The sequence below is a fragment of the Luteibacter jiangsuensis genome, assembly GCF_011742555.1.
Taxonomy (GTDB): Bacteria; Pseudomonadota; Gammaproteobacteria; order Xanthomonadales; family Rhodanobacteraceae; genus Luteibacter; species Luteibacter jiangsuensis.
This window is the reverse complement of record NZ_JAAQQR010000002.1, coordinates 555,721-575,026: the sequence shown is the minus strand read 5'-3', so window position 1 is coordinate 575,026 and position 19,306 is coordinate 555,721. Positions and strand designations below refer to the sequence as shown.

The window sequence follows — 19,306 nt, the reverse complement described above, 5'->3', positions numbered from 1 at the left end:
AGATGCCTACACAGACACCCCTCCCCGGTTTGATCGAGGCCATGGCAGGCGCCGTCATCGATGCGCAAGAACGCGTGGAGAAGCGCCAGCTTGCCTACCTCGGCGAGTACTTCGACGAAGACAATCGACCGAAAAGCATTGTCATACGCATGCCGTCCATGCATCCGGACGCGACGGAAGAGCACGAGGATCTCTATCGCGCGCCGTTGCTTCCCCTGGTATCGACGAACTTTCTCCGCATCAAGGATGTGGAAATCAGTTTCGATGCGGACCTCAGTGGTCTCCTGGAGGAAATTCCGGATTCGACGGAAGAGGACGCCCCTGCAACGAAACCCAGGCCATGGGGCCGAAGGCGCGAGGGAAAGTCGCGGGTGTTGCAGGTAGACACCTCGGTGAAATCGGGCAAGGGAAAGTCCGGAGCGGTGCACGTGGTGCTCCGGGTGGAGGCCGCCGAACCCAGCGAGGGGGCGGCACGACTCATGAACCATCTGGCACAGACGCAAGGTGTGTTCCGTACGTTCAGGACCGACGAGTGATCGCTCGCCGTGCCGAACCGCGGGGAGCGTGGTGCACCCCGTGTATCCAGTAACAAGTAAAGGAGCTACGCCATGACCGGACTGGTCAACATGTCCCAGCAGTTCCAGGGTTTGCCCATGGGCGACCTGATCGGCGCGCCGCTCGGCGCGGCGTGCGATGCCCAGGTGAAGCTTGCGCAGTCGACGGCCGATTTCATCAGGACCGTCGGCTTCGTGGAGAAGGAGGGTGGCGGTTCCGAGACGCGTACCGCCGACTTCAACTTCAAGCGCCCGGTGATCAACCCGGACGGGACCGCCGGCGAGGAAGAGGTTTCGATGGCGGTGCCGCTGTTGGCCATCGTGAAGGTGCCGAACCTTGGGGTGTCCACGGTAGACATCACCTTCGACATGGAGGTGAAGTCCTCCTTCGCCGAAAAGACATCGAAAGACTCCGCCATGGAGTACGAGGTCAACACCGGTCTGAAAATCGGTCCGTTCTCCATGAGCGCCAAGGTGTCGGGATCGGTCACGTCGCACTCGGAGAACACACGAACCTCCGACAATTCAGCGCGCTATACGGTGAACCTGAAGGCCGAGGACAAGGGCATGCCCGAAGGCCTCGCACGTGTCATGGACATTCTGCAGACCGCCTGCGAGCCGCGGGTAAGGCAGATCGATCCGCCGACACCCGCCGTGGTGCCGTAAGGAATGGACCGGCATGGGCGGGGCTCCGCGCCACGTGACGTCCATGCCGTGACAAAGGGCCGGCCGTGACGGCATGGATGCCGCGGCCGGCCACGAAAGGAGACGACATGTTCGACCTTACCGAGGTGAAATACGTAAAGCGGATCGTGGTGGGAAGCAACGATCCGGCCCAGATGAGTACCGAGGCTCAGGTCGAGCAGGCCAGGGCGCTCCTTAATCGATGCCTTACCGAGTCGCCCAAGGGCAAGATCATCGGCCTGGAGAAAAGTTTCACCATCCTGCAGATCGGCGAGCACCAGGTGGTGTTGCAGTGGCTGTCCTACCACATCGGGTTTCCGCGGAAGCCAGGATGGATCGCCGATGCGTGAAGGGGGCGACGGGCAAACCCTCATGAGCGAGGTGGTCGACTCGGTGCATGCCATGGCGTTGAAAGCGGTGGCGAAACTGCGAGAGAAGAAGGGCTGGCATCGTGCCGCATTTGCCGAGATCGCCGTCGAGTTCCAATGCAGGATGAGCCCGTATTGGAACGAACGCCGGAAGAGCACGGACATGCGCCTGAAGATGGGGAGGCCGCGCTTTCCCTGGCTGGACCGCAGGGTCGTGCACTGTGTTCGCATCGTCTGCCGTCGCGCCGACGCATGGGAGCCACGTGTGTACGTGAATGGAAACCACGGGACGTCCGTTACCGCTGTGGCCGGACTGCCCCTTTCAAACAAGGAAGGAGAAACAACATGAGCGTGTCTTTGGCAAAGTATGTCCTGGTGTTCGCGGGCGTCGTCGCTGCTTCGTTCGATTCCACCGCGGCGCAGGCGTCTTCGTGGGTCGGAGTGATGAAGTCGGACAACGGCAAGCGCACGCGCGTTACGGCGTTCGTGAATGCGGAAACCGTACAGCTCCGCTTCGGCGAGCCGGCCAACTGCACCATCAATGCCAACTTTCTCGATGTGGAAAACGGCACGTCGGTGTATCGATTCCACGTGTCGCAGAACGGTGGCGTGTTCTGCGACCGATTGTATCCCGGCGAGCTGATGGTGACTCCCTCGTCGACGGACTCGCTGCATCTGAACTTTCGTCGCCATCTCGTCCCCTGGTGGGGTGTGCTGGAGCGCGGCACCGACCAGTGAGGAGCATGCCCATGGACAAGGCAGCCATCGCGGACCTGTGGCTCTTATTGGCCTCCGTCGCCGGAGCGATCATGCCGGTGGCTATGTACACCGATAAGTCACAGGGCCGGGCGGTCGTCAGGGTGGTCTGCGGAACCCTCATCGCGGTTTTCCTGGCGCCATTGATAGAGAAACGCTACATGACAGACACCGATCTCGACGTACAGGCGGCGGTATCGTTCCTCGTCGGATGCTTCGGCCTCAACCTCACCGTGCTCGGGCAGAAGATCCTCGCCGACTACGGAGAAATCGTGGCAAAGCGGCTCCTGGGTCGCCTGACAAAGGGAGTGGGAAAGTGATACACACGCTCTTGTTCTTGAACCTCGGCGCATGCTGCCTCATCGTTCTGAGCGCGCTCTGGCTGGTCACGGATCATTCGAAGACGCGCGTGGTCCGCATGTGTTTCGGGTTGATCATGTGCGGTGCGTTCGTGAACGTCGTCGCGCTGTGGTCGGCGTTCGAGCAGTTTCATCCCGATCATCCGATCACCTGGCCTCCCGAGACCATGTTGAACCTGGGATCGTCGATTCTGCTCGGCCGGTGGGCATTTTCGTCGCTGCGCCCGGGCAGGGCGGCAAGCCCTCCGGGGTAGCCCCGTGGGGGCCTGCGTGACGATCTATGCGCGTATTCGGCACCCGCCACCGCATTGGCAGGATTCCTGCGGGAAAGTGGTCTTGTCCCGATCGTCTAGCCATGACGGCCGGGTCGCATGATCTGACGCCGTCCGAGCGCAGACTGCGTTCACCAACCACGAGGAACCCTACCATGCGTAATACAACCCGCACCCTGCTTGCTTCGTTTGTCGCAGTCGCTCTCGGTATCGGTGCCGCTCACGCGCAAACCGCCATGTCCGGTCTGGGCCAATCATGGCCCAATGCCACCGACGTGAGCACAAGTCCGCGCTATCACGTGTACGTGTTCGAGCGCAGCGGCACGCGATACATCCAGGTGAATGATGCCAGCGGCGCCGTTCGTGGTGCCTTTGCCCGTACGCCCTACAGGTTGACCGGCCTTCCTATCGGTACCGATTCGCTCGCCACGCCGGACGAGCGGTTGCCGGCGCCTGTCAGTACCGCGGTCGAACCGGTCTACGACGACGGGACGGTGATGGTGTTCGTCGCGCCGCAACCGGACGGCACCGCACGCCTCATGGCCGTTCCTGCCGACTGCAAGAACGACCCTGTCGAGTGCACAGGTCGGTAATTTCACCAGGGCACCGCTCGTTGAGGAGAGACAGGCTCCTCAGCGGCGGCGTCCGTGCATGGGGAATTCCTGGGTAGCGAGGACATGCTGTGCTGCCTGCCGCCGGGCCACCCGAACGCCGAACAGCAGCGACGTCGTGATGATGAAGGCCAGGATGGCCTGCGCCTGAATCATCGCGGGATCCTTCAACGTGAAAGCGGTCGAGGCGATGGCGATGCTCGCAAGCAGTGAGCTGACGGACCCGCCGTGCCAGCCGTGTCGCAACGACATCGCGATGACTGGCAGGCCCATGGCGACGCGGGCGCATTGCAGCGCGCCGTCGCTGGTAAACGAGGTGAGAGCCGTCAACAGCGCAAGCAATGGTACGGCGATGAAAAGCGTGTCGCGAAACAGCGGACTCCGCCTGACGGCGTGCCACGTGAACATGCCACGCGGCTGCGCGGCCAGGCGTTCGCGGAGACCGAGGATCGTGGGAACCAGTGCGAGCGCGCCAAGGTAGGCGCCAAGGAACCAGACCAGGAAGATCGGTACCGTCACGGCGGGGCCAGGCGCCCCATCGCTCATCACTATGGTCGTCAGCACCAGCGAATTCTCGGTCGCGGTGGCCGCCGCACACAGGAGAGTGACAAAAACGATCAGGCTCATATTGATCTGCCCATCGTCTGATACAAGCCCCGCACGGTTACGCATGAACGCGACGATGGGCATGCAAAATACGATCGGTGGAATCGACGCGGCCAACGCCCAGGCCACGCCGAACACGGAAATATGCAGGAAGGCCATTTCAGCGACGGGAAGGGCTTCGCCTATGGCGAGCGCCGGCCAGAATCGCCTGGGCACGAGGAGGAGGCAGGCCAGCCTGAGGCCAGCGGGCAACATCCAATGGGAGAATGAAAAGTAACGCGTCAGCTCATAGCAGGCGGCATATGCGCCCGCGACCGCGAGATAGCGTCCCCAGACCAACGGATCCCTGTTCGTTCTGCCCACGTTTGTAGCCCCTCCGACGTTCGTCCTGACACGTGTGGCCAACCGATGACGAGGCGCTTCATCCACTGACCGCTGATGGTCCAAGACCCTGGTGGCATCCAGGGGTTATTCCGACCGTATGCCTAGTTTGAAGGTATAGCGGCCCCACCGCTATCGACTGAACGGCGTTTTCGACGATTTGCCGAATTAGCGCCGGGATTTGCCGGGACTCACCAGCGCAGGGCGCGTGGACCGACGAGCGTACCGAGGGCGGCGGGGATCAACATGCCCAGAAGGTACCAGGTGGACCAGAAGGGGGGCGCCATTTCCGGGCAGTGCAGGCAATAGGCCACGGTACCCGTCGCGCCGGCGAGCAGCCCAACCGCGGCCCCGGCCAGCCTTGGCCTGACCGGGGCCATGCCGCGCACGGCCCACAGCATGGCCACGAACGCCGGCATGGCGAGGGTGGCGATAAGGATGGGGCAGACCCGCCAGGTGTGCCCCAGGATCAGCGGCAGGTGCGTGCCCGGGGCTGCATGGGCCAGCACCCAGCCCATGGCCACCCAGCCCAGCGCCACGGGCGTGGCCAATACCGCCCATGCGCCCCCCACCCGCACTCCGGGCCGTGCCAGGCGGGCCGTGACCCAGAGGGCGGCAGCCGCGATGGCACCGGCGTAGCACAGCCGGAACCAGAAGGTGGGCATCCGCACGGCATCTTCGATATCCGGCCGCACGCCCAGCAGCAGCACCATCAGCAGCAGCGCCACCACGAAACCGGCAATCCAGGCGAGGGCGAACCGCCGTGCGGGGGCGTGCTGGTCCACCGGAGGTGTCTGGGCGGCGAGCAGGGCGATGAAGTCGTCGGTCTTCATGCGTTCCCCCGAATACGTGCCGCCAGGGCCTTCAGCCCCCGGTGCACGCCCACCTTCACTGCCGATTCGGACATGCCGCAGCATCGCGCCGCCTCGGCCACCGACAGGCCCTCCAGTTTCACCAGCTGGATGGGCAGCCGATGGCGGTCGGGCAGGGCCTGGAGCAGCGCCGTCACGTCGCGGCGGGCGTCGGTGGGTTCCACATCGGACGCGACGAACAACCCCCCATCGTCGTCGAAGGGGTCGTGCAATGCCTCCCGGCGCGAATGGGCTCGGAAGAAATCCATCAGCTTGTAACGGGCGATCGCATGGACCCAGGCGGTAAGAGGTTGTTCCGGGCGGTAAGTATGCCGGGCGTTGTGCACCGCCAGGAGGGTTTCCTGAAGGATGTCCTCCACGTCGTCCCGCGCCCGTGGCAGGCGGCGGCGAAGGTACGCGCGAAGGTGACCCGACAGGCCGTCGAGGAAGCGTCGATACCGCGCCGCGTCGCCCGCAAGGCCGGCGACGAGGCAAGTGCGCAGTTCGGCCTCGGCCGCGGAGGGCCCGGCCGGTCGTGGTTCGAGGAGGGGCGCACTGGCGTGCCGGTTTTTCATCGGCAGGGTTTTAGCCGCGTTGCGTAGGGCATCGCAAGGGCCCGGGCGCGCGGGCTGCAGGAACAACCATGGGAGTACCTCGGTGGCCATGTACCTGATTCGTCCGAACGAGGTGCCCGGTTACAGATGTTTCGCAAGTTTTTGTCGTTGTAACCGGGGGGGCCATGCCGACGAACTCGGTCAGGTATCCGGACATTCCGTCCGTCATCCGAGGAGATACACATGAACCGTCACGCCGCCACGCTCGCCCTCACCCTTGCCGCCCTGGTGGGCGGTGTCGCCCACGCGGACGACACGCAGGCCGCGAAGAAGCCCGCCATGGAGAAGTGCTGGGGCGTTTCCAAGGCCGGTCAGAACGACTGCGCCGCCGGTCCGGGTACCACCTGCGCGGGTACGGCCAAGGCCGACTACCAGAAGAACGCGTGGAAGCTGGTTCCCGCCGGCACGTGCACCTCGATCAAGACGCCGCACGGCAACGGCTCGCTGACGAAGGTCGGCTGACGCCATGCGCGGACCGCTTGCCGCCGGTATCGGCTTCAAGCCGCAGCACATCGACGACGCATTGCGATGCACGTCGCCCGGACTGTGGTTCGAAGTACACCCGGAAAACTATTTCGGCGGCGGTCCGCTCCCCGCGATGCTCGACGCCCTGGCGGAGAGGCACCCGGTCTCGCTGCACGGCGTGTCCCTTTCGCTGGCGTCTGCCGCGCCGCCCGACGCGAACCATCTGCGCCGCCTGCGCCGGCTCGTCGACCGCGTGAACCCGGTACTCGTGTCCGAGCATCTGGCGTGGTCGTCATGGGGTGGCGCATACCTTCCCGACCTCCTGCCGTTCCCGCGCACGCACGAAGCCCTCGCGCACGTGGTGGAGAACGTGCAGCGCAGCCAGGACGTCCTCGGTCGCGCGCTGTCGCTCGAAAACCCGTCGCATTATCTGCCGGTCGACGGACACGACTGGAGCGAGACCGATTTTCTCGCCGAGCTTGTGCGCCGCACCGGCTGCGGTCTGCTGCTCGACATCAACAACGTGTATGTGAGCGCGCACAATCTCGCCGTCGACGCGCGCGCGTACCTGGCTGCCTTCCCCCTGCGTGCCGTCACCGAGATCCACCTGGCGGGGCATGCCGTCGACGATGGACTTGAAGGCGGATTGCTCGTCGATTCCCACGACAGCCCCGTTGCCGAACCGGTATGGGAGCTTTATCGCCACGCACTGGCGCTCGCGGGCGCATGCCCCACCCTGATCGAGCGCGACGGCCATGTGCCGGCCTTCGACGAACTGCATGCGGAATGCCGGCGGGCCGCTACGTTACTGGGTGAGCGGCGGATGGCGGCATGAACGGGTTCGCCGCATTCCAGCGCGACTTCGCCGCCGCGCTCTTCGCCGACATGCCCTCGTTCGCTCCCGCGAGCCACCCGGCGTTCGCCGTCTACCGTAATACCGTGATGCGCGCATGTCTGGACGCGCTTGAGGCGAACTTTCCGGCGGTGGCATGCCTGGTGGGCCGCGACTGGTTCCGGTCCGCCGCCGCCATTCATGTCGCATCCTCTCCGCCGCGCGACGCACGGCTGGCCATGTATGGGGAATCGTTCGCCGATTTCCTCGCGGGCTTCGAACCGGCGGGCAGCCTTCCCTATCTTGCCGACGTGGCCCGGCTCGACCGCCTGTACGTGGAATGCCTGCACGCCGAGGACGTACCGACGCTGGGTGCGGATCGCTTGGCAGCGCTCGGCCCCGGGGCGCTGGCGCGAACATGCCTCCGTCCCCATCCGGCTACGCGCTGGTTCTCCTCCGCCATGCCCTCGCGAACCATCTGGGAGGCGAGCCGTCGCGGCGAGGCGGTGCACGCGGACCTCTCGTGGCAGCCCGAACAGGCACTCGTGCTTCGCACGCCGCACGGCGTGCACGTGCAGCCCGCCGGGCCGCTTGAGATCGATCTGCTGGAGGCATGCGCGGCCGGCGCCACGTTGGGCGAAGCGACCCTGGCCGCCGCAACGACATACCCCGACGCCCGTATCGACCTCACGCTTTCCGGGCTCCTGCGGTCCGGTGCATTCGCCACCCCATGAAGGAATCCACCATGACATCCGACATCCTCGTATCGAGCCGCCCCACCTTGCGCAACCGCTGGAATGCTTTCGCCGATCGTCTTCAGGCGCGGATCGGCCACGACCTTCTGGCGCTGGCGGGGCGTTTTTCCATCGCCGCCATCTTCTTCCAGTCCGGGCGCACGAAAGTGGAAGGCTTCCTTACCGTGACCGACAGCACGTACGAGCTGTTCAGCAGCGAGTACCGCTTGCCGTTGATTCCGCCGGAAATCGCCGCGCACCTCTCCGCCGGCGTCGAAACCTTCGTGCCCGTTCTTCTGGTGCTTGGCCTGGCCACGCGTTTCTCGGCGTTCATCCTGCTCGGCATGACGACCATCATCGAAATCTTCGTCTATCCCGATGCCTGGCCGACGCATCTCTCGTGGGCCGCCATTCTCCTCTACCTGCTCGGCCGCGGAGCGGGTCGGCTTTCCCTGGATCGGGCGCTCGGCATTCGCTGACATCGCACCTAGAACAAATCTGAAAAGCGGGCCGCGCACGTATTCTGCGCCCACCGTACCGGCAAACTAGCGGATGCGACGCGCGGCCACTCTCGGTTGCGCGCGCATTCGATGGCGGACGGCGCGGCGGCATGACAGGCAAGGCACACGCGGAAGCGGATTCCAGGGTCCACGAGGAAGGAGTTGTGGCGATCGCCACCCTGCGCAGGGAACTCCATGCCGGCATGCGCGACCTTCGCATGACGATGCGCGCCGGGCTGGACCGGTCGGGCCAGACGTTTGCCGCCGACGCCCATCAGACGATGACGGCGGTGCGGCACGAGGTGAGCGAGATGGTGGGGCGAATCAATCGCGCCGCCCGAGGCTTCGAAGTGCATGCGCTTAACCTCGCGCACCTGCGCAGACGGCTCTACCTCGGCATGGGCGGCATGCTCCTTCTTTCCCTTGCAGGCGTCGTACTCGTGTATCAGGCCTTGTACGGGCACTACCGCCAGGAGTACGAGCGCCTCCTCGGAGAAGTCGCGTACCTGAAGGCGGTGAACGGCGCGGACGTCGCGCCATGCGGCGACGGCCGCCTCTGTGCACGTATCGACGGGGCGGCACCTCCCCTGGGCGGCGATGGGCAGTATCGGCTCGTTCTGCCGAGGCCTTGAACCCTCCAGGTGTTCCGTGAACGTCCCATCTTCCCGGTGACGAAAAAGGTATGCTTCTGTAACCGACGGGCCCGGTCGAACGAATCCGACAATGCCATTCCGGCAAACCTTCCTGTCACGGAGAAAGATCATGAATACCGCCACCCACAGCATCGCCGCCGCTGCCGCCGTCTTCGCCGTCTCGGTCGCCGCGATCTCCGCGCCCGCCCACGCCGGGGAGCAGGCCGCCGGCAAGACGGTGCATTGCTACGGCATCAACAGCTGTAAGGGCACGTCGGACTGCAAGACCGCCCACAACGACTGCAAGGGTATGAACAGCTGCAAGGGCCAGGGCTTCAAGGAAGTTTCCGTGAAGGAATGCAAGGCCCAGGGCGGCAGCGAAACCGCCAAGTAATCGCGGTGGCCCGGCCGGCCTCGCGGCGGCCGGGCCTTTGTGTGGAGCATCCGATGTCCCATTCCCCACCGACAGCGATATCCGGGTTCGGACTGGGCCTGCGGGTGCCCCATTACGACGACTTCCTCGGGGCACGGCAGCCCGTCGACTTCCTCGAAGTGATCTCCGAGAATTTCATGGTGGAGGGCGGCAGGCCGCTCGACGTGCTCACCCGCATCCGTGAGCGCTACCCGGTGGTGATGCACGGCGTGTCGATGAACATCGGTTCGAGCGACGGCGTGGACCCCGACTACCTGCGCCGCCTGCGCCGGCTCGCGGATCGCGTGCAGCCGTCGTGGGTATCCGATCATCTCTGCTGGACGGGTGTCGACGGCTTCAATTCGCACGATCTCCTTCCATTGCCGTACTCGGAAGAAGCGCTCGATCTCGTGGTCTCCAACGTGCATGCCGCGCAGGACGCCCTGGGCCGCCCGCTGGTGCTGGAGAATCCTTCCACGTATCTCGCGTTTCCCGAAGCCGCCATGGGCGAGGCGGCGTTCCTCGCCGAGTTGTGTTCGCGCACGGGCTGTTACCTGCTGCTCGACGTCAACAACATCTACGTGAGCGCCACGAACCACGGACACGATCCGGACGACTGGCTTCGCCGTCTGCCGCTCGACCGGGTGCTTCAGGTCCATCTCGCGGGGCACAGCCAGGGCATCGACATGCTGATCGACACGCACGATGCACCGGTGTGCGATCCGGTGTGGGACCTGTACGCGCTCTTTGCCGAACGGCTCGGCGACGTGGCGGTCATGATCGAGCGCGACGACCGTATCCCGCCGCTTTCCGAATTGCTGGCGGAGCTTGCGCACGCGCGCGAGCTGGCCGGTCGCGCCGCGGCATGAACCTCACCGAGCGACAGCGTGCCTTCGCCGCCGCGATCGCGGCGGGCGCCGTGCCCGAGGGCGTCGATCCGCGTGGCATGGCAGTGTATGCGAACAACTATCGTGCCCAGCTTCTCGCCTGCCTGCGCGACACCTATGCCAAGACCGTGCTCTGGCTGGGCGACGACGCGTTCGACGCCAACGCCCGCCGCTATATCGACAGCCATGCGCCGTCGTCATGGACGCTGGACGATTACGGCAGCGAATTCGCCGACTGGCTCGACCGAGCCTATCCGGCGGACGCGGAGGTCGGCGAACTGGCGTGGCTGGACTGGCAACTTCGCCGCGCCTTCGCGGGCCCCGACGTGCAACCCATGGAAGTACGCGACCTGACCGCCGACGACTGGGACCGCGTGGAAATCGACTTCGTGCCGACGCTGCGCTTTCGCCCCATGCGCAGCAACGCCGTGGCGCTGTGGCGCGCGCTGGCCGACGAGGTGTCGCCACCGCCGATCGTTCTGGTGGACGCAGGTGTCGGTGCGCGCGTGTGGCGGCAGGGGCTGTCGCCCCGTTTCGCAAGCATGACGGCAGACGAAGCCACCTGCCTGGATCTCGCGCTCGCGGGAGCCAGCTTTGGCGAAATCTGCGCCGGCCTGCGCCGCACGCACGACGAGGAGCAGACCGCCCGGATCGCCGGCGGCTGTCTGGGCGCGTGGACAGCCGAGGGCATGATCCGCGGCTTGCGCCGATGATCGACGACGCGCACCTCGCGCACGGCCTCGCCGGCGATCAACTCACGCCCGACTGGCCGCCTCTCGCGGCGAACGAAGTGTCGTCGGTCGTCGAGCGTGTCCCCGGCCTGGGCGCGTTGCGTGCCATCGAATGGCGAAGCCCGCGGCCGCTTTCCGCCGCCGCGCTCGTGACCACGGCGAACGGTCGAGTCTTCGTCAAGCGACATCACCGCAGCGTGCGCTCGGAGGCCACGCTGGGCGAGGAGCATCGCTTCGCAGCCCACCTCCGCGAACGTGGCGTTCCCGTGCCGCGCATTCTCCACGACGCCGGCGGCGCCACCGCCTTGGGTACCCGCGACTGGGTTTTCGAGATCCACGAGCCCGCGCGTGGCGCCGACATCTATCGCGACGCGTTCTCCTGGTCGCCCATCGGCGGCAGGGGGCACGCGCTCGCGGCGGGAGCGATGCTCGCGAGGTTGCATACGGCCGCCGAGCACTACGAGGCACCGCAGCGGAACACGCACATCCTCGTCGCGCGTGCGGACATTCTCGCGTCGAGCGATCCGCTGGCGGCCATCGTCGCGCAACTTCCCTCGCGTCCCGCGCTGGCCCGCTACCTTGGCGCGCGCGACTGGCGCAGCGAGATCGGCGCCGCCATCGCTCCCTGGCATGATCGCGTCGCCGCGCGGCTGCGCACCCAGCCGACGCTCTGGACCCATGGGGACTGGCACGTCTCGAACCTGTGCTGGAGCGGTCCGGAGGATGACGCGGTCATCACCGACGTGCTCGATGTGGGCCTCGCCGCGCGCACCTTCGCCATGTTCGACCTTGCCACCGCCATCGAGCGCAATGCCATCGCCTGGCTGGAGGTGGCGCGGGGGGACATCGCGCGGCACGACCTCGCCCTCGCTATCGTCGCGGGGTACCGGTCCATCCGGCCGCTCGACGCCGCCGCGATGGACCTGCTCGCGGACCTTCTTCCGCTTGTACACCTGGATTTCGCGCTGTCCGAGGTCGAGTATTTCGAGGGCATCACGAAGCGCCGGGATCACGCCGATGTGGCCTACCACACCTTCCTGCGCGGCCACGCCGCGTGGTTCGCCGGCTCCCACGGCCGGGCCCTGCTCGAGGCCATTCGCAGCGCCGCCTGACGATTCGTGGTTCAATACGCGTTCTAGAAGCGGGGGTGCCTGGCAATGCCGGGCTGAGAGAGTCCCTTGGAACCTGACCCGGTTAGTACCGGCGTAGGGAGCTTGCAGAATCACGAAAGGCCGGTCGCGCCCGTGGTTCGCCGTCGCTTCGTCCGTGGACCCGAAGACGACGATGACCCTCTCCCGCACTCCGCTTTTCCTCGCCCTGCTGTTCGCCGCCTCTGCCCATGCGGCCGACGAGCCGGCCACTCCGCAGCAGGCCCGCACCTTGCCCACGGTGGACGTTCACGCGACCACCGCCAACAGCTACCGCGCGACGGATTCGCAGCTGGATACCTTCGGCAGCTTCGGCAGCGCGCCGCTGCACGACACTCCTGCGTCCATCACGGTGCTGACCCGGGCGCAGATCGACGATCGCCAGCCGCGCACGCTCAGCGAACTCGTGCGCGGCGACGCCGCGATCAACGACAACTACGCCCCCGCGGGGTATTACCAGGACGTGTCCATTCGCGGCTTCCCGCTCGATCTCGCCACCGGCTTCCGCTTCAACGGCATGATCATGTCGGCGGAACAGCTTCTGGCGCTCGAAGGCAAGGAGCGCGTGGAGGTGCTGAAAGGCCTGGGCGGACTGGAAGCCGGCGTGGTGGAACCGGGCGGCCTGGTGAACTACGTGAGCAAGCGCGCGGCGAACGTGCACACGGCCACCCTCGGCACCGACTCGCACGGATCGAACTACGAAGCCCTGGACCTCGGTACCTGGTTCACGCCTGACTTCGGCATGCGTGTGAACGCCGCCAATGAGAAGACGCACTCGTACATCGAGCACGCCGACGGCCGCCGCAGCTTCGTTTCCGTGGCCGCGGACTGGAAGATCGGCGACAAGGCCACGCTGCTGCTGGACACCGACTACCAGACCAGCGGCCAGCGCTCGGCGTCGGGCTACCAGTTGCTGGGCGGGACGGATCTGCCGCGACACCCGAGCCGCACACGGCTGCTCGGCTATCAGCCGTGGCAGCGCCCGGTGGGCATCCATTCGAGCAACACGTCGCTTCGTTTCAACTACCGCTTCAGCGACAACTGGAACGCGCAGGTGTCCGCGGGACACAGCCACACCGCGATCGACGACAACGTGGCGTTCGCGTACGGCTGCTTCTACGCCGAGGCGTGCGCTTCCGGCGCCACGCCGGGCTATTTCTTCGCACCCAACGGCGACTACGACGTCTACGACTACCGCAGCCCCGACGACACGCGGCAGAACGACGAGGTGCGCGGCGTGGTTACCGGCAGCTTCGCCACGGGATCTGTCGACCACGAGTTGAACGTCGGCGCGACGTCGTTTCGCCGTACGGTCGACCAGCGCGCCTATGTATACGACTACGTGGGTACCGCCAATATCGACGACCGCGCGGTGCCGGTGTTCGACCCCTCGCCGAACCAGCCGGGACCGTCGGTGCGTCGCCTCACGAGCTGGCAGCGCACCTTGTTCGCCATCGACCGCGTGCACCTGGGCGAGACCTGGCAGGTGCTGGCGGGCACGCGTTTCGTCCGTCTCGACGAGCGTTCGTACGACAGCGACGGCGCGCTCGAACGCAACACGCGCATGAGCAAGTCGCTGCCGCAGGCGGCCGTGCTCTGGCAGCCCACGGCGCCCCTGACCACGTACCTGAGCTACGGAGAAGGGCTGTCGCTGGGGCGCGAGGCACCCTACTGGACGTCGAACGGCGGCACCACGCTCGCGCCGCTGCATTCCCGACAGGTGGAGGCCGGCGTGAAGTACGCCGTGAACGACGCGCTCGACGTGCAGGCCGCCGTGTTTCGCATCCGGCAGGTATACCAGTTCGCACGGCCCGACGATACGGCCGAAGGCTTCACCTTCGTGCAGCAGGGGCAGGAAGTGCACACGGGCGTGGAGTTGAACCTCGCCGGTCGCGTTACCGAGAACCTGCGGCTGACCGCCAGCGCCAACGCCATCCGTGCGCGCGCCGAAAACACCGGCGTTGCGGCTTACGAAGGCCATCAGGTCGTGAACGTGCCGCGCTGGCGCACGGCGGTCTACGCCGACTACAGCCTGCCGTTCGCGCCCGGCCTGGCCCTCCTCGGCGGGTGGCGCTACGCCGGCGCGAACGTCGCGACGCCGGACGGTCAGCGCCGGGTGCCGGCCTACCACGTGTTCGATGCGGGTCTGCGCTACGCGACGAGCGTAAGCGGCCACGCGCTCACGTTCCGGCTCAATGTCGACAACGTCTTCAACCACTTCTACTGGCGCGACACGGGATCGTCCGGCGGCGACAGCTATCTGTTCCCGGGCATGCCGCGCCTGGCACGCCTGTCGATGACGTATGACTTTTGAATTGTCCCCCTTCGAGGTGTTCGCCGCGCTGGTGAGCGCGGCGGGCGTGTGGCTCACCGCGCGGCGCAGCCCGTGGTGCTGGCCGGTGGGTCTGGTGTCGGTCCTCGCATACGCGTGGATATTCGTCGATGCGCGGCTGTACTCGGACACCTTGCTGCAGGCCATCTTCGCCGTGCTGATCCTGTACGGATGGCATCGCTGGCTGCGCAACCTGGACGGCAGCGGCCATGTCCGTATCGCCGCGCTGCCGGTGCGCGACGCGGCGCTGCACCTGGCGATCGGCACGGCAGCCGCACTCGCGCTGGGCTACGGCATGCATCGCTACACGGACGCCTCGCTACCGTGGCTGGACGCGGCGTTGACCGCGTTCAGCCTGGTCGCGCAGTGGTGGCAGGCGCGGCGCCACGCGGCGGCATGGTGGCTGTGGATCGTGGTCGACGTGTTCTACGTGGGGGAATACGTCTACAAGTCGCTGCCGGTGACGGCGGTGCTGTATGCGGGTTTCATCGTGCTGGCGGCGATGGGGCTCAAGGCGTGGCGCGGAGGCCTGGACGGACAACAAAGTCCGCGATTTTCAGACTAATTCCATTGGTTGGAACAGCTGAAGTACCGCATCATTGCGGGGTCGCCGCGGGTTGGTGGAGTTCGCTCAAGGACTTGAGTGCCACACGCCAGCCGGTGAACGGCAACGGCCGGGGCGTGGGACGCGCCCCGGCCGTTCTTGTGTCAGGGCTGCTTCTGCGGCGTGGTGCCCCAATCGTCGGGGCCGAACGACAAGTGCAACACCGCGTGGGCATCGTCCTCCTGGGGCGGGGCGTACTCCAGGCTGGTGCAACCGCTCGCCTGTTGCCGCTTGGCGGCCAGCGTGGCCGTCCTTGCCACTTCCGCCGCGTGGTCCACCGTGCCGGCGCGGCCCGGCTTCAGCAGCAGGCGGTAGCCGTCAGGGCTCACGCCATCCTTCAGGCCCGAAGGCGGCGGCTGGCCGGGAGTCGACACCATGATGTCCATCTTCTTGCCGCACGTGCCCGTGCTCACGATGTCGAGGCCGCCGAGGAGGTTGCCGATGAATGGGTCGGCGTCCTCGGCCAGCGAGTCCACCGCTTCCACCGCCGTGCTGAGGCGGATCTTCACGAAGTACAGCTTCCGATAGAAAAGGTAGGCGCGCGACGTGAGCATGTCCTGCTGGGCATCGAACACGATGGGCAGGAAGCGGCCCTCCACCTTTTTCCCATTGGGCAGCGTGGCGGTGTAGGGACTCTCTTCGCCCCACCACACGTTGCGGTAGATCTGCTGGCGCTCCGCGAATGCCACCGATTCGCGGAAATCTTCCATCGCCCGCTTCAGCATGCTGGCGTTGTCGCCTTCGCCGGCCGGGTAGATGAATACGTCCGCGACGATCCATTCGGCGTTGTCGATCCGGTAGCGCAGCGACACCCCGGCGGCGATGTCGCCCTCGTCCGCATAGTTCTTCGTCGCGACGAGAGTCGCATCGCCCAGGCGCTTGGGCGCGACGATCCAGGTGTCGTCCACCACGCCCCGATGTGCCACGGGGCCAGGCGCCGCCAGTGGCGGCTCGGCCGCGGCAACCTGCGCACGCGCGCCCGTGCCGGCCAGCAGGCACAGTGCGACGGGGATCACCTTCCAGCGAAACATCTTCACCACGGCCCCAACATCATTCGAACGCAATCCCCCGGTCGCGCACTATAGCCGTCCATTCGTCTCAACGGGAGCGCTTCGCCGCACGAAGCCGCCGGCGTAGAAAAGTCAGGGTTGCTGCTTCCAATTTCCGCGGAAATCGAAGGCAGGTCTGTGGAACCCAACGATGCAGGTGGCCGTCGGTCCAGCCGGTGAAGACCTCCGGGTGGATATACGAGGCGCGGCACACGGCGGGCGTGTTTCCGAGCACGGCGGCCACTTCCTTCACTGCACCGGCGAGCATGGATTTCACGGCGCGGTCCCCGCCTTCTTCGGGAAGCGTGAGGGCGGCCAGCGCGGCGACAGCCTGGACGGTGCCGCCCCAGGTTCGGAAGTCCTTCGCGCTGAACTCGCCGCCGGTGATCTCGCGCAGGTAGTCGTTCACCATGCCCGAGTCCACCGGCTGCGGCTGCCCGTCGTCGTCGATGTACTGGAACAGCCGCTGTCCCGGCAGTTCCTGCACCCGGCGCACGGCCTTCACCAGACGGCGGTCGTCCAGTTGCACGTCGCGCCACAGGCCGCTCTTGCCGCGGAAGTGAAAGCTGAGGCGGCCCTTCCGCACGGCGACGTGGCGGGAGCGCAGGGTGGTGAGCCCATATGAGTTGTTCTGCTTGGCGTAGACGTCGTTGCCCACGCGGATCATCGTTTCTTCCAGCAGGCTCACCACGAGGGCGAGCACCTTGTCCTTCGGCAGCCCGGGCAGGGCCAGGTCCTTGCGCAGGCGGCGGCGAAGGCGCGGCAACGCTTCGCCGAATTCGAGGATCCTTTCGAACTTTCCCTGGTCGCGCACGTCGCGCCAGCGGGGGTGGTAGCGGTACTGCTTGCGCGACCGGGCGTCTCGTCCCGTCGCCTGCAGGTGGCCGCGTTCGTTCGCGCAGATCCACACGTTGGTGTATGCCGGAGGAATGGCGAGCGAGCGGATGCGCTGGAGCACGGCCTCGTCGGTGATCCGGCGGCCGTCGGCGTCTGTGTACTGGAAGGAACGTCCCCGTTTGCGGCGCGCGATACCCGGGTCGGTGTCGCACACGTAGACCAGGCCCGCCGCTTTCGCGTGGGCCTGTTCCTCACTGACCAGCGCGAGCGCTTCGGGCGGCGGATTCCGGGACATGGCCGGAACTATGTCCCGGCGCGCGATCAAGGCACGGTGAATGCCGCGTCAGGCGACCCGGCAGAACACCGCTTTGAGGTACCTGTTCTCGGGCACGTTGCTCGCCACCGGATGGTCAGGCCCGGCGCCTGTGACGTCCAGCACCTGGATGTCGCGGCCGGCGTTGAGCGCCACGCGCCGGATCATTTCCAGGAAGTCGGCTTCGCCGACCAGGCCGGTGCAGGAGCAGGTGAGCAGGACGCCGCCGGGGGCCAGCACGTCGAGCGCGGTGCGGTTCATCGCGAAGTACTTCTTCAGCGCGTTGATCACCTGGTTCCTGTCGCGCGTGAGCTTCGGGGGATCGAGCACCACGGCGTCCCAGGTTTCCCCGCGTTCGATGGCGGCGCGCAGCCACTCGAAGACGTCGCCCTGTTCGAAACGCGCCGCCACGCCATTCATGCGCGCGTTTTCGCGTGCCACCTCGAGGATGGCCGCGTCGGCATCCACGCCGGTGGCTTCCAGAGCCCCGGCCTTCATGGCATGGACGGCGAAACCGCCGGCGTTGCAGCAGAGGTCGAGCACGCGGCGCCCACGGGCGAGCGCGGCGAAGCGGCGGCGGTTCTCGCGCTGGTCGGCGAAGAAGCCGGTCTTGTGGCCGAGGCCCGGCGCCGCATGGAATGCGAGGCCATGCTCGTGCACGTCCACCGCGGCAGGTGCTTCGTTGGAGCGCACGTCGAACGACTCCTGGCGCTGCACGTGCTGCTCGGCGAACCAGTACAGCGAGGCCCCGGGGAAGTGACGCAGCAGTTCGGCGTGGATGGTCTCACGGAAGCGCCACATGCCCGCCGCGAAATACTCCACCACCAGGTGGTTCGCGTAACGGTCGACCACGAGCCCGGACAGCCCGTCGCCTTCGCTATGCACCACGCGCCAGGCATCGCTCACGTCGTCCAGGCGCAGCAGTTCGCGGCGCAGTTCCACCGCGCGCGCGAGCCGGGCCGCGATCCAGCCGTCGTCGATGCGTTCGTCGGGACGGGTGGTCAGGAGCCGCAGGGCCACGCGCGCATGGCCGTTCCAGAAGCCACGGCCGACGAAGCGGCCCTTGGCGTCCTCCACGTCCACCACGCTGCCGGGCGGCAGGCGATCGGCGGGTTTGACGACCTGGGCGGACCAGATCCAGGGATGGCCCGGCGTGCGGTCGGACTTCAGGCGAATGACGGGGAGTGCGGGAGCGTTCATCGGTGAATGATACCGGCCCTTATCGACCGAAGCGCAGGACGAGCCACGACGCCAGTGCGAGGAGGTTGATGCCGATGTGCGCGGCCGACGGGCCGCCGAGGGCCAGCAGCCATCCGTGCTCGGCGATGGCCCAGTCGAAACCCAGGCGGGGCGAGTGCTGCAGTGTCATCGAGAGGTTCGCGTACGCACCGCTGGAAAGGGCGTAGCTGAAGAAGGGAGTGGCCACGAGCGGCGCCTGCAGGAACTGCGCCCAGATCGACATGCTGGTGCCGCGCCCGTCGTTGCTCGCCAGCAGCACGCCCGCCACGAGGATGAAGGCGAACAGCAGCACGCCCAGGACCGCGACGATCGCGTCCACGCCGCCGAAGCGTCCGCCGAGCAGGCGGTCGAACTGATGCACGAGGCCGAAGAGCCCGCCGGCGATCTCGAAGACGGCGATGACGCGGGTGAGGAAGGAATGCATGGGGTCTCCCGGTAATGGCAGGGGCGATTATCGCTTGTCGAAGCTCATATGTTCTCCCGCGGACGCAGTGCTTTCTGTGGGAGCCGCTTCAGCGGCGATGGGGCTTGCGGC

Annotated in this window: 26 protein-coding genes and 1 riboswitch; of the genes, 19 read left to right on the top strand and 7 right to left on the bottom strand. The window is 66.4% G+C overall.

The features are described from left to right. The first annotated feature begins 2 nt into the window (after positions 1-2). The 8 genes from HBF26_RS06290 (at position 3) to HBF26_RS06255 (ending at position 3,586) form a co-directional block, all read left to right on the top strand. The gene (locus tag HBF26_RS06290; protein ID WP_167124158.1) at positions 3-536 is read left to right on the top strand and encodes a DUF2589 domain-containing protein; all 534 of its coding nucleotides are present in this window, start codon (positions 3-5) and stop codon (positions 534-536) included. Positions 537-608: 72 nt separating this feature from the next. Continuing rightward, positions 609-1,220, top strand: coding sequence for a DUF2589 domain-containing protein (locus HBF26_RS06285; RefSeq protein WP_167124156.1), 612 nt, complete (start codon positions 609-611; stop codon positions 1,218-1,220). Positions 1,221-1,327: 107 nt separating this feature from the next. After that, on the top strand, positions 1,328-1,588 hold the full coding sequence (locus tag HBF26_RS06280) for a hypothetical protein (RefSeq protein WP_167124154.1): 261 nt from the start codon (positions 1,328-1,330) through the stop codon (positions 1,586-1,588). A gap of 22 nt (positions 1,589-1,610) precedes the next feature. Continuing rightward, positions 1,611-1,955, top strand: a complete 345-nt coding sequence (locus tag HBF26_RS06275; RefSeq protein ID WP_167124152.1) for a hypothetical protein — start codon at positions 1,611-1,613, stop codon at positions 1,953-1,955. After that, on the top strand, positions 1,952-2,344 hold the full coding sequence (locus HBF26_RS06270) for a hypothetical protein (RefSeq protein ID WP_167124150.1): 393 nt from the start codon (positions 1,952-1,954) through the stop codon (positions 2,342-2,344). The genes HBF26_RS06275 and HBF26_RS06270 overlap by 4 nt, the downstream gene beginning before the upstream one ends. An 11-nt stretch (positions 2,345-2,355) precedes the next feature. Next, positions 2,356-2,682, top strand: coding sequence for a hypothetical protein (locus HBF26_RS06265; protein WP_167124148.1), 327 nt, complete (start codon positions 2,356-2,358; stop codon positions 2,680-2,682). After that, positions 2,679-2,975, top strand: a complete 297-nt coding sequence (locus HBF26_RS06260; protein WP_167124146.1) for a hypothetical protein — start codon at positions 2,679-2,681, stop codon at positions 2,973-2,975. Before HBF26_RS06265 ends, HBF26_RS06260 begins: the two co-directional genes overlap by 4 nt. A gap of 173 nt (positions 2,976-3,148) precedes the next feature. After that, positions 3,149-3,586, top strand: coding sequence for a hypothetical protein (locus tag HBF26_RS06255; protein ID WP_167124144.1), 438 nt, complete (start codon positions 3,149-3,151; stop codon positions 3,584-3,586). A gap of 39 nt (positions 3,587-3,625) precedes the next feature. On the opposite strand, the gene HBF26_RS06250 is transcribed toward HBF26_RS06255, so the two are convergent. From HBF26_RS06250 to HBF26_RS06240, 3 genes are all read right to left on the bottom strand, one after another. Continuing rightward, positions 3,626-4,573 (bottom strand): MASE1 domain-containing protein, encoded by a 948-nt coding sequence (locus HBF26_RS06250; protein WP_167124142.1) that lies wholly within the window; start codon positions 4,571-4,573, stop codon positions 3,626-3,628. Between the two features lie 209 nt (positions 4,574-4,782). Next, the gene (locus HBF26_RS06245) at positions 4,783-5,424 is read right to left on the bottom strand and encodes a DUF1109 domain-containing protein (RefSeq protein WP_167124140.1); all 642 of its coding nucleotides are present in this window, start codon (positions 5,422-5,424) and stop codon (positions 4,783-4,785) included. After that, entirely contained in the window at positions 5,421-6,017 is a 597-nt protein-coding gene (locus HBF26_RS06240; RefSeq protein ID WP_167124137.1) for a sigma-70 family RNA polymerase sigma factor, read from the bottom strand. The genes HBF26_RS06245 and HBF26_RS06240 overlap by 4 nt, the downstream gene beginning before the upstream one ends. A gap of 222 nt (positions 6,018-6,239) precedes the next feature. Here HBF26_RS06240 and HBF26_RS06235 point away from each other — a divergent pair, with 222 nt between their 5' ends. From HBF26_RS06235 to pnuC, 11 genes are all read left to right on the top strand, one after another. Continuing rightward, positions 6,240-6,518 carry a BufA1 family periplasmic bufferin-type metallophore gene (locus tag HBF26_RS06235; RefSeq protein WP_167124135.1) on the top strand — a complete coding sequence of 93 codons (279 nt, stop codon included), beginning with the start codon at positions 6,240-6,242 and terminating at the stop codon, positions 6,516-6,518. 4 nt (positions 6,519-6,522) lie between these two features. Continuing rightward, a complete protein-coding gene (gene bufB, locus HBF26_RS06230; RefSeq protein ID WP_167124133.1) occupies positions 6,523-7,356 on the top strand; it encodes an MNIO family bufferin maturase in 834 nt (277 codons plus the stop codon). Beyond that, positions 7,353-8,087 (top strand): HvfC/BufC N-terminal domain-containing protein, encoded by a 735-nt coding sequence (locus HBF26_RS06225; RefSeq protein ID WP_167124131.1) that lies wholly within the window; start codon positions 7,353-7,355, stop codon positions 8,085-8,087. Before bufB (HBF26_RS06230) ends, HBF26_RS06225 begins: the two co-directional genes overlap by 4 nt. 11 nt (positions 8,088-8,098) lie before the next feature. Continuing rightward, positions 8,099-8,566 carry a DoxX family protein gene (locus HBF26_RS06220; RefSeq protein ID WP_167124129.1) on the top strand — a complete coding sequence of 156 codons (468 nt, stop codon included), beginning with the start codon at positions 8,099-8,101 and terminating at the stop codon, positions 8,564-8,566. 131 nt (positions 8,567-8,697) lie between these two features. Next, positions 8,698-9,219: a hypothetical protein gene (locus HBF26_RS06215; protein WP_167124127.1), complete on the top strand. Its 522-nt coding sequence runs from the start codon at positions 8,698-8,700 to the stop codon at positions 9,217-9,219. Positions 9,220-9,349: 130 nt separating this feature from the next. After that, positions 9,350-9,613 (top strand): BufA2 family periplasmic bufferin-type metallophore, encoded by a 264-nt coding sequence (gene bufA2, locus HBF26_RS06210; protein ID WP_167031106.1) that lies wholly within the window; start codon positions 9,350-9,352, stop codon positions 9,611-9,613. 53 nt (positions 9,614-9,666) lie between these two features. Further along, positions 9,667-10,500: an MNIO family bufferin maturase gene (gene bufB, locus HBF26_RS06205; protein ID WP_167124125.1), complete on the top strand. Its 834-nt coding sequence runs from the start codon at positions 9,667-9,669 to the stop codon at positions 10,498-10,500. After that, entirely contained in the window at positions 10,497-11,231 is a 735-nt protein-coding gene (locus HBF26_RS06200) for an HvfC/BufC N-terminal domain-containing protein (protein ID WP_167124123.1), read from the top strand. Before bufB (HBF26_RS06205) ends, HBF26_RS06200 begins: the two co-directional genes overlap by 4 nt. Further along, positions 11,228-12,361 carry a phosphotransferase enzyme family protein gene (locus HBF26_RS06195; protein WP_167124121.1) on the top strand — a complete coding sequence of 378 codons (1,134 nt, stop codon included), beginning with the start codon at positions 11,228-11,230 and terminating at the stop codon, positions 12,359-12,361. The genes HBF26_RS06200 and HBF26_RS06195 overlap by 4 nt, the downstream gene beginning before the upstream one ends. A 21-nt stretch (positions 12,362-12,382) precedes the next feature. Continuing rightward, positions 12,383-12,478: riboswitch (TPP riboswitch) on the top strand. 55 nt (positions 12,479-12,533) lie between these two features. After that, entirely contained in the window at positions 12,534-14,711 is a 2,178-nt protein-coding gene (locus HBF26_RS06190; RefSeq protein WP_167124119.1) for a TonB-dependent siderophore receptor, read from the top strand. After that, entirely contained in the window at positions 14,701-15,294 is a 594-nt protein-coding gene (gene pnuC, locus HBF26_RS06185) for a nicotinamide riboside transporter PnuC (protein WP_425482968.1), read from the top strand. Before HBF26_RS06190 ends, pnuC begins: the two co-directional genes overlap by 11 nt. Before the next feature lie 143 nt (positions 15,295-15,437). On the opposite strand, the gene HBF26_RS06180 is transcribed toward pnuC, so the two are convergent. From HBF26_RS06180 to HBF26_RS06165, 4 genes are read right to left on the bottom strand one after another with little or no spacing between them, the layout of a single operon-like run. Further along, the gene (locus HBF26_RS06180; RefSeq protein WP_167124117.1) at positions 15,438-16,373 is read right to left on the bottom strand and encodes a hypothetical protein; all 936 of its coding nucleotides are present in this window, start codon (positions 16,371-16,373) and stop codon (positions 15,438-15,440) included. A gap of 58 nt (positions 16,374-16,431) precedes the next feature. Next, a complete protein-coding gene (locus tag HBF26_RS06175; RefSeq protein WP_167124115.1) occupies positions 16,432-17,514 on the bottom strand; it encodes a DNA topoisomerase IB in 1,083 nt (360 codons plus the stop codon). Between the two features lie 48 nt (positions 17,515-17,562). Continuing rightward, positions 17,563-18,732: a class I SAM-dependent rRNA methyltransferase gene (locus HBF26_RS06170; protein WP_167124113.1), complete on the bottom strand. Its 1,170-nt coding sequence runs from the start codon at positions 18,730-18,732 to the stop codon at positions 17,563-17,565. Positions 18,733-18,751: 19 nt separating this feature from the next. Then, positions 18,752-19,195, bottom strand: coding sequence for a hypothetical protein (locus HBF26_RS06165; protein WP_167124111.1), 444 nt, complete (start codon positions 19,193-19,195; stop codon positions 18,752-18,754). Positions 19,196-19,306: the final 111 nt, after the last annotated feature.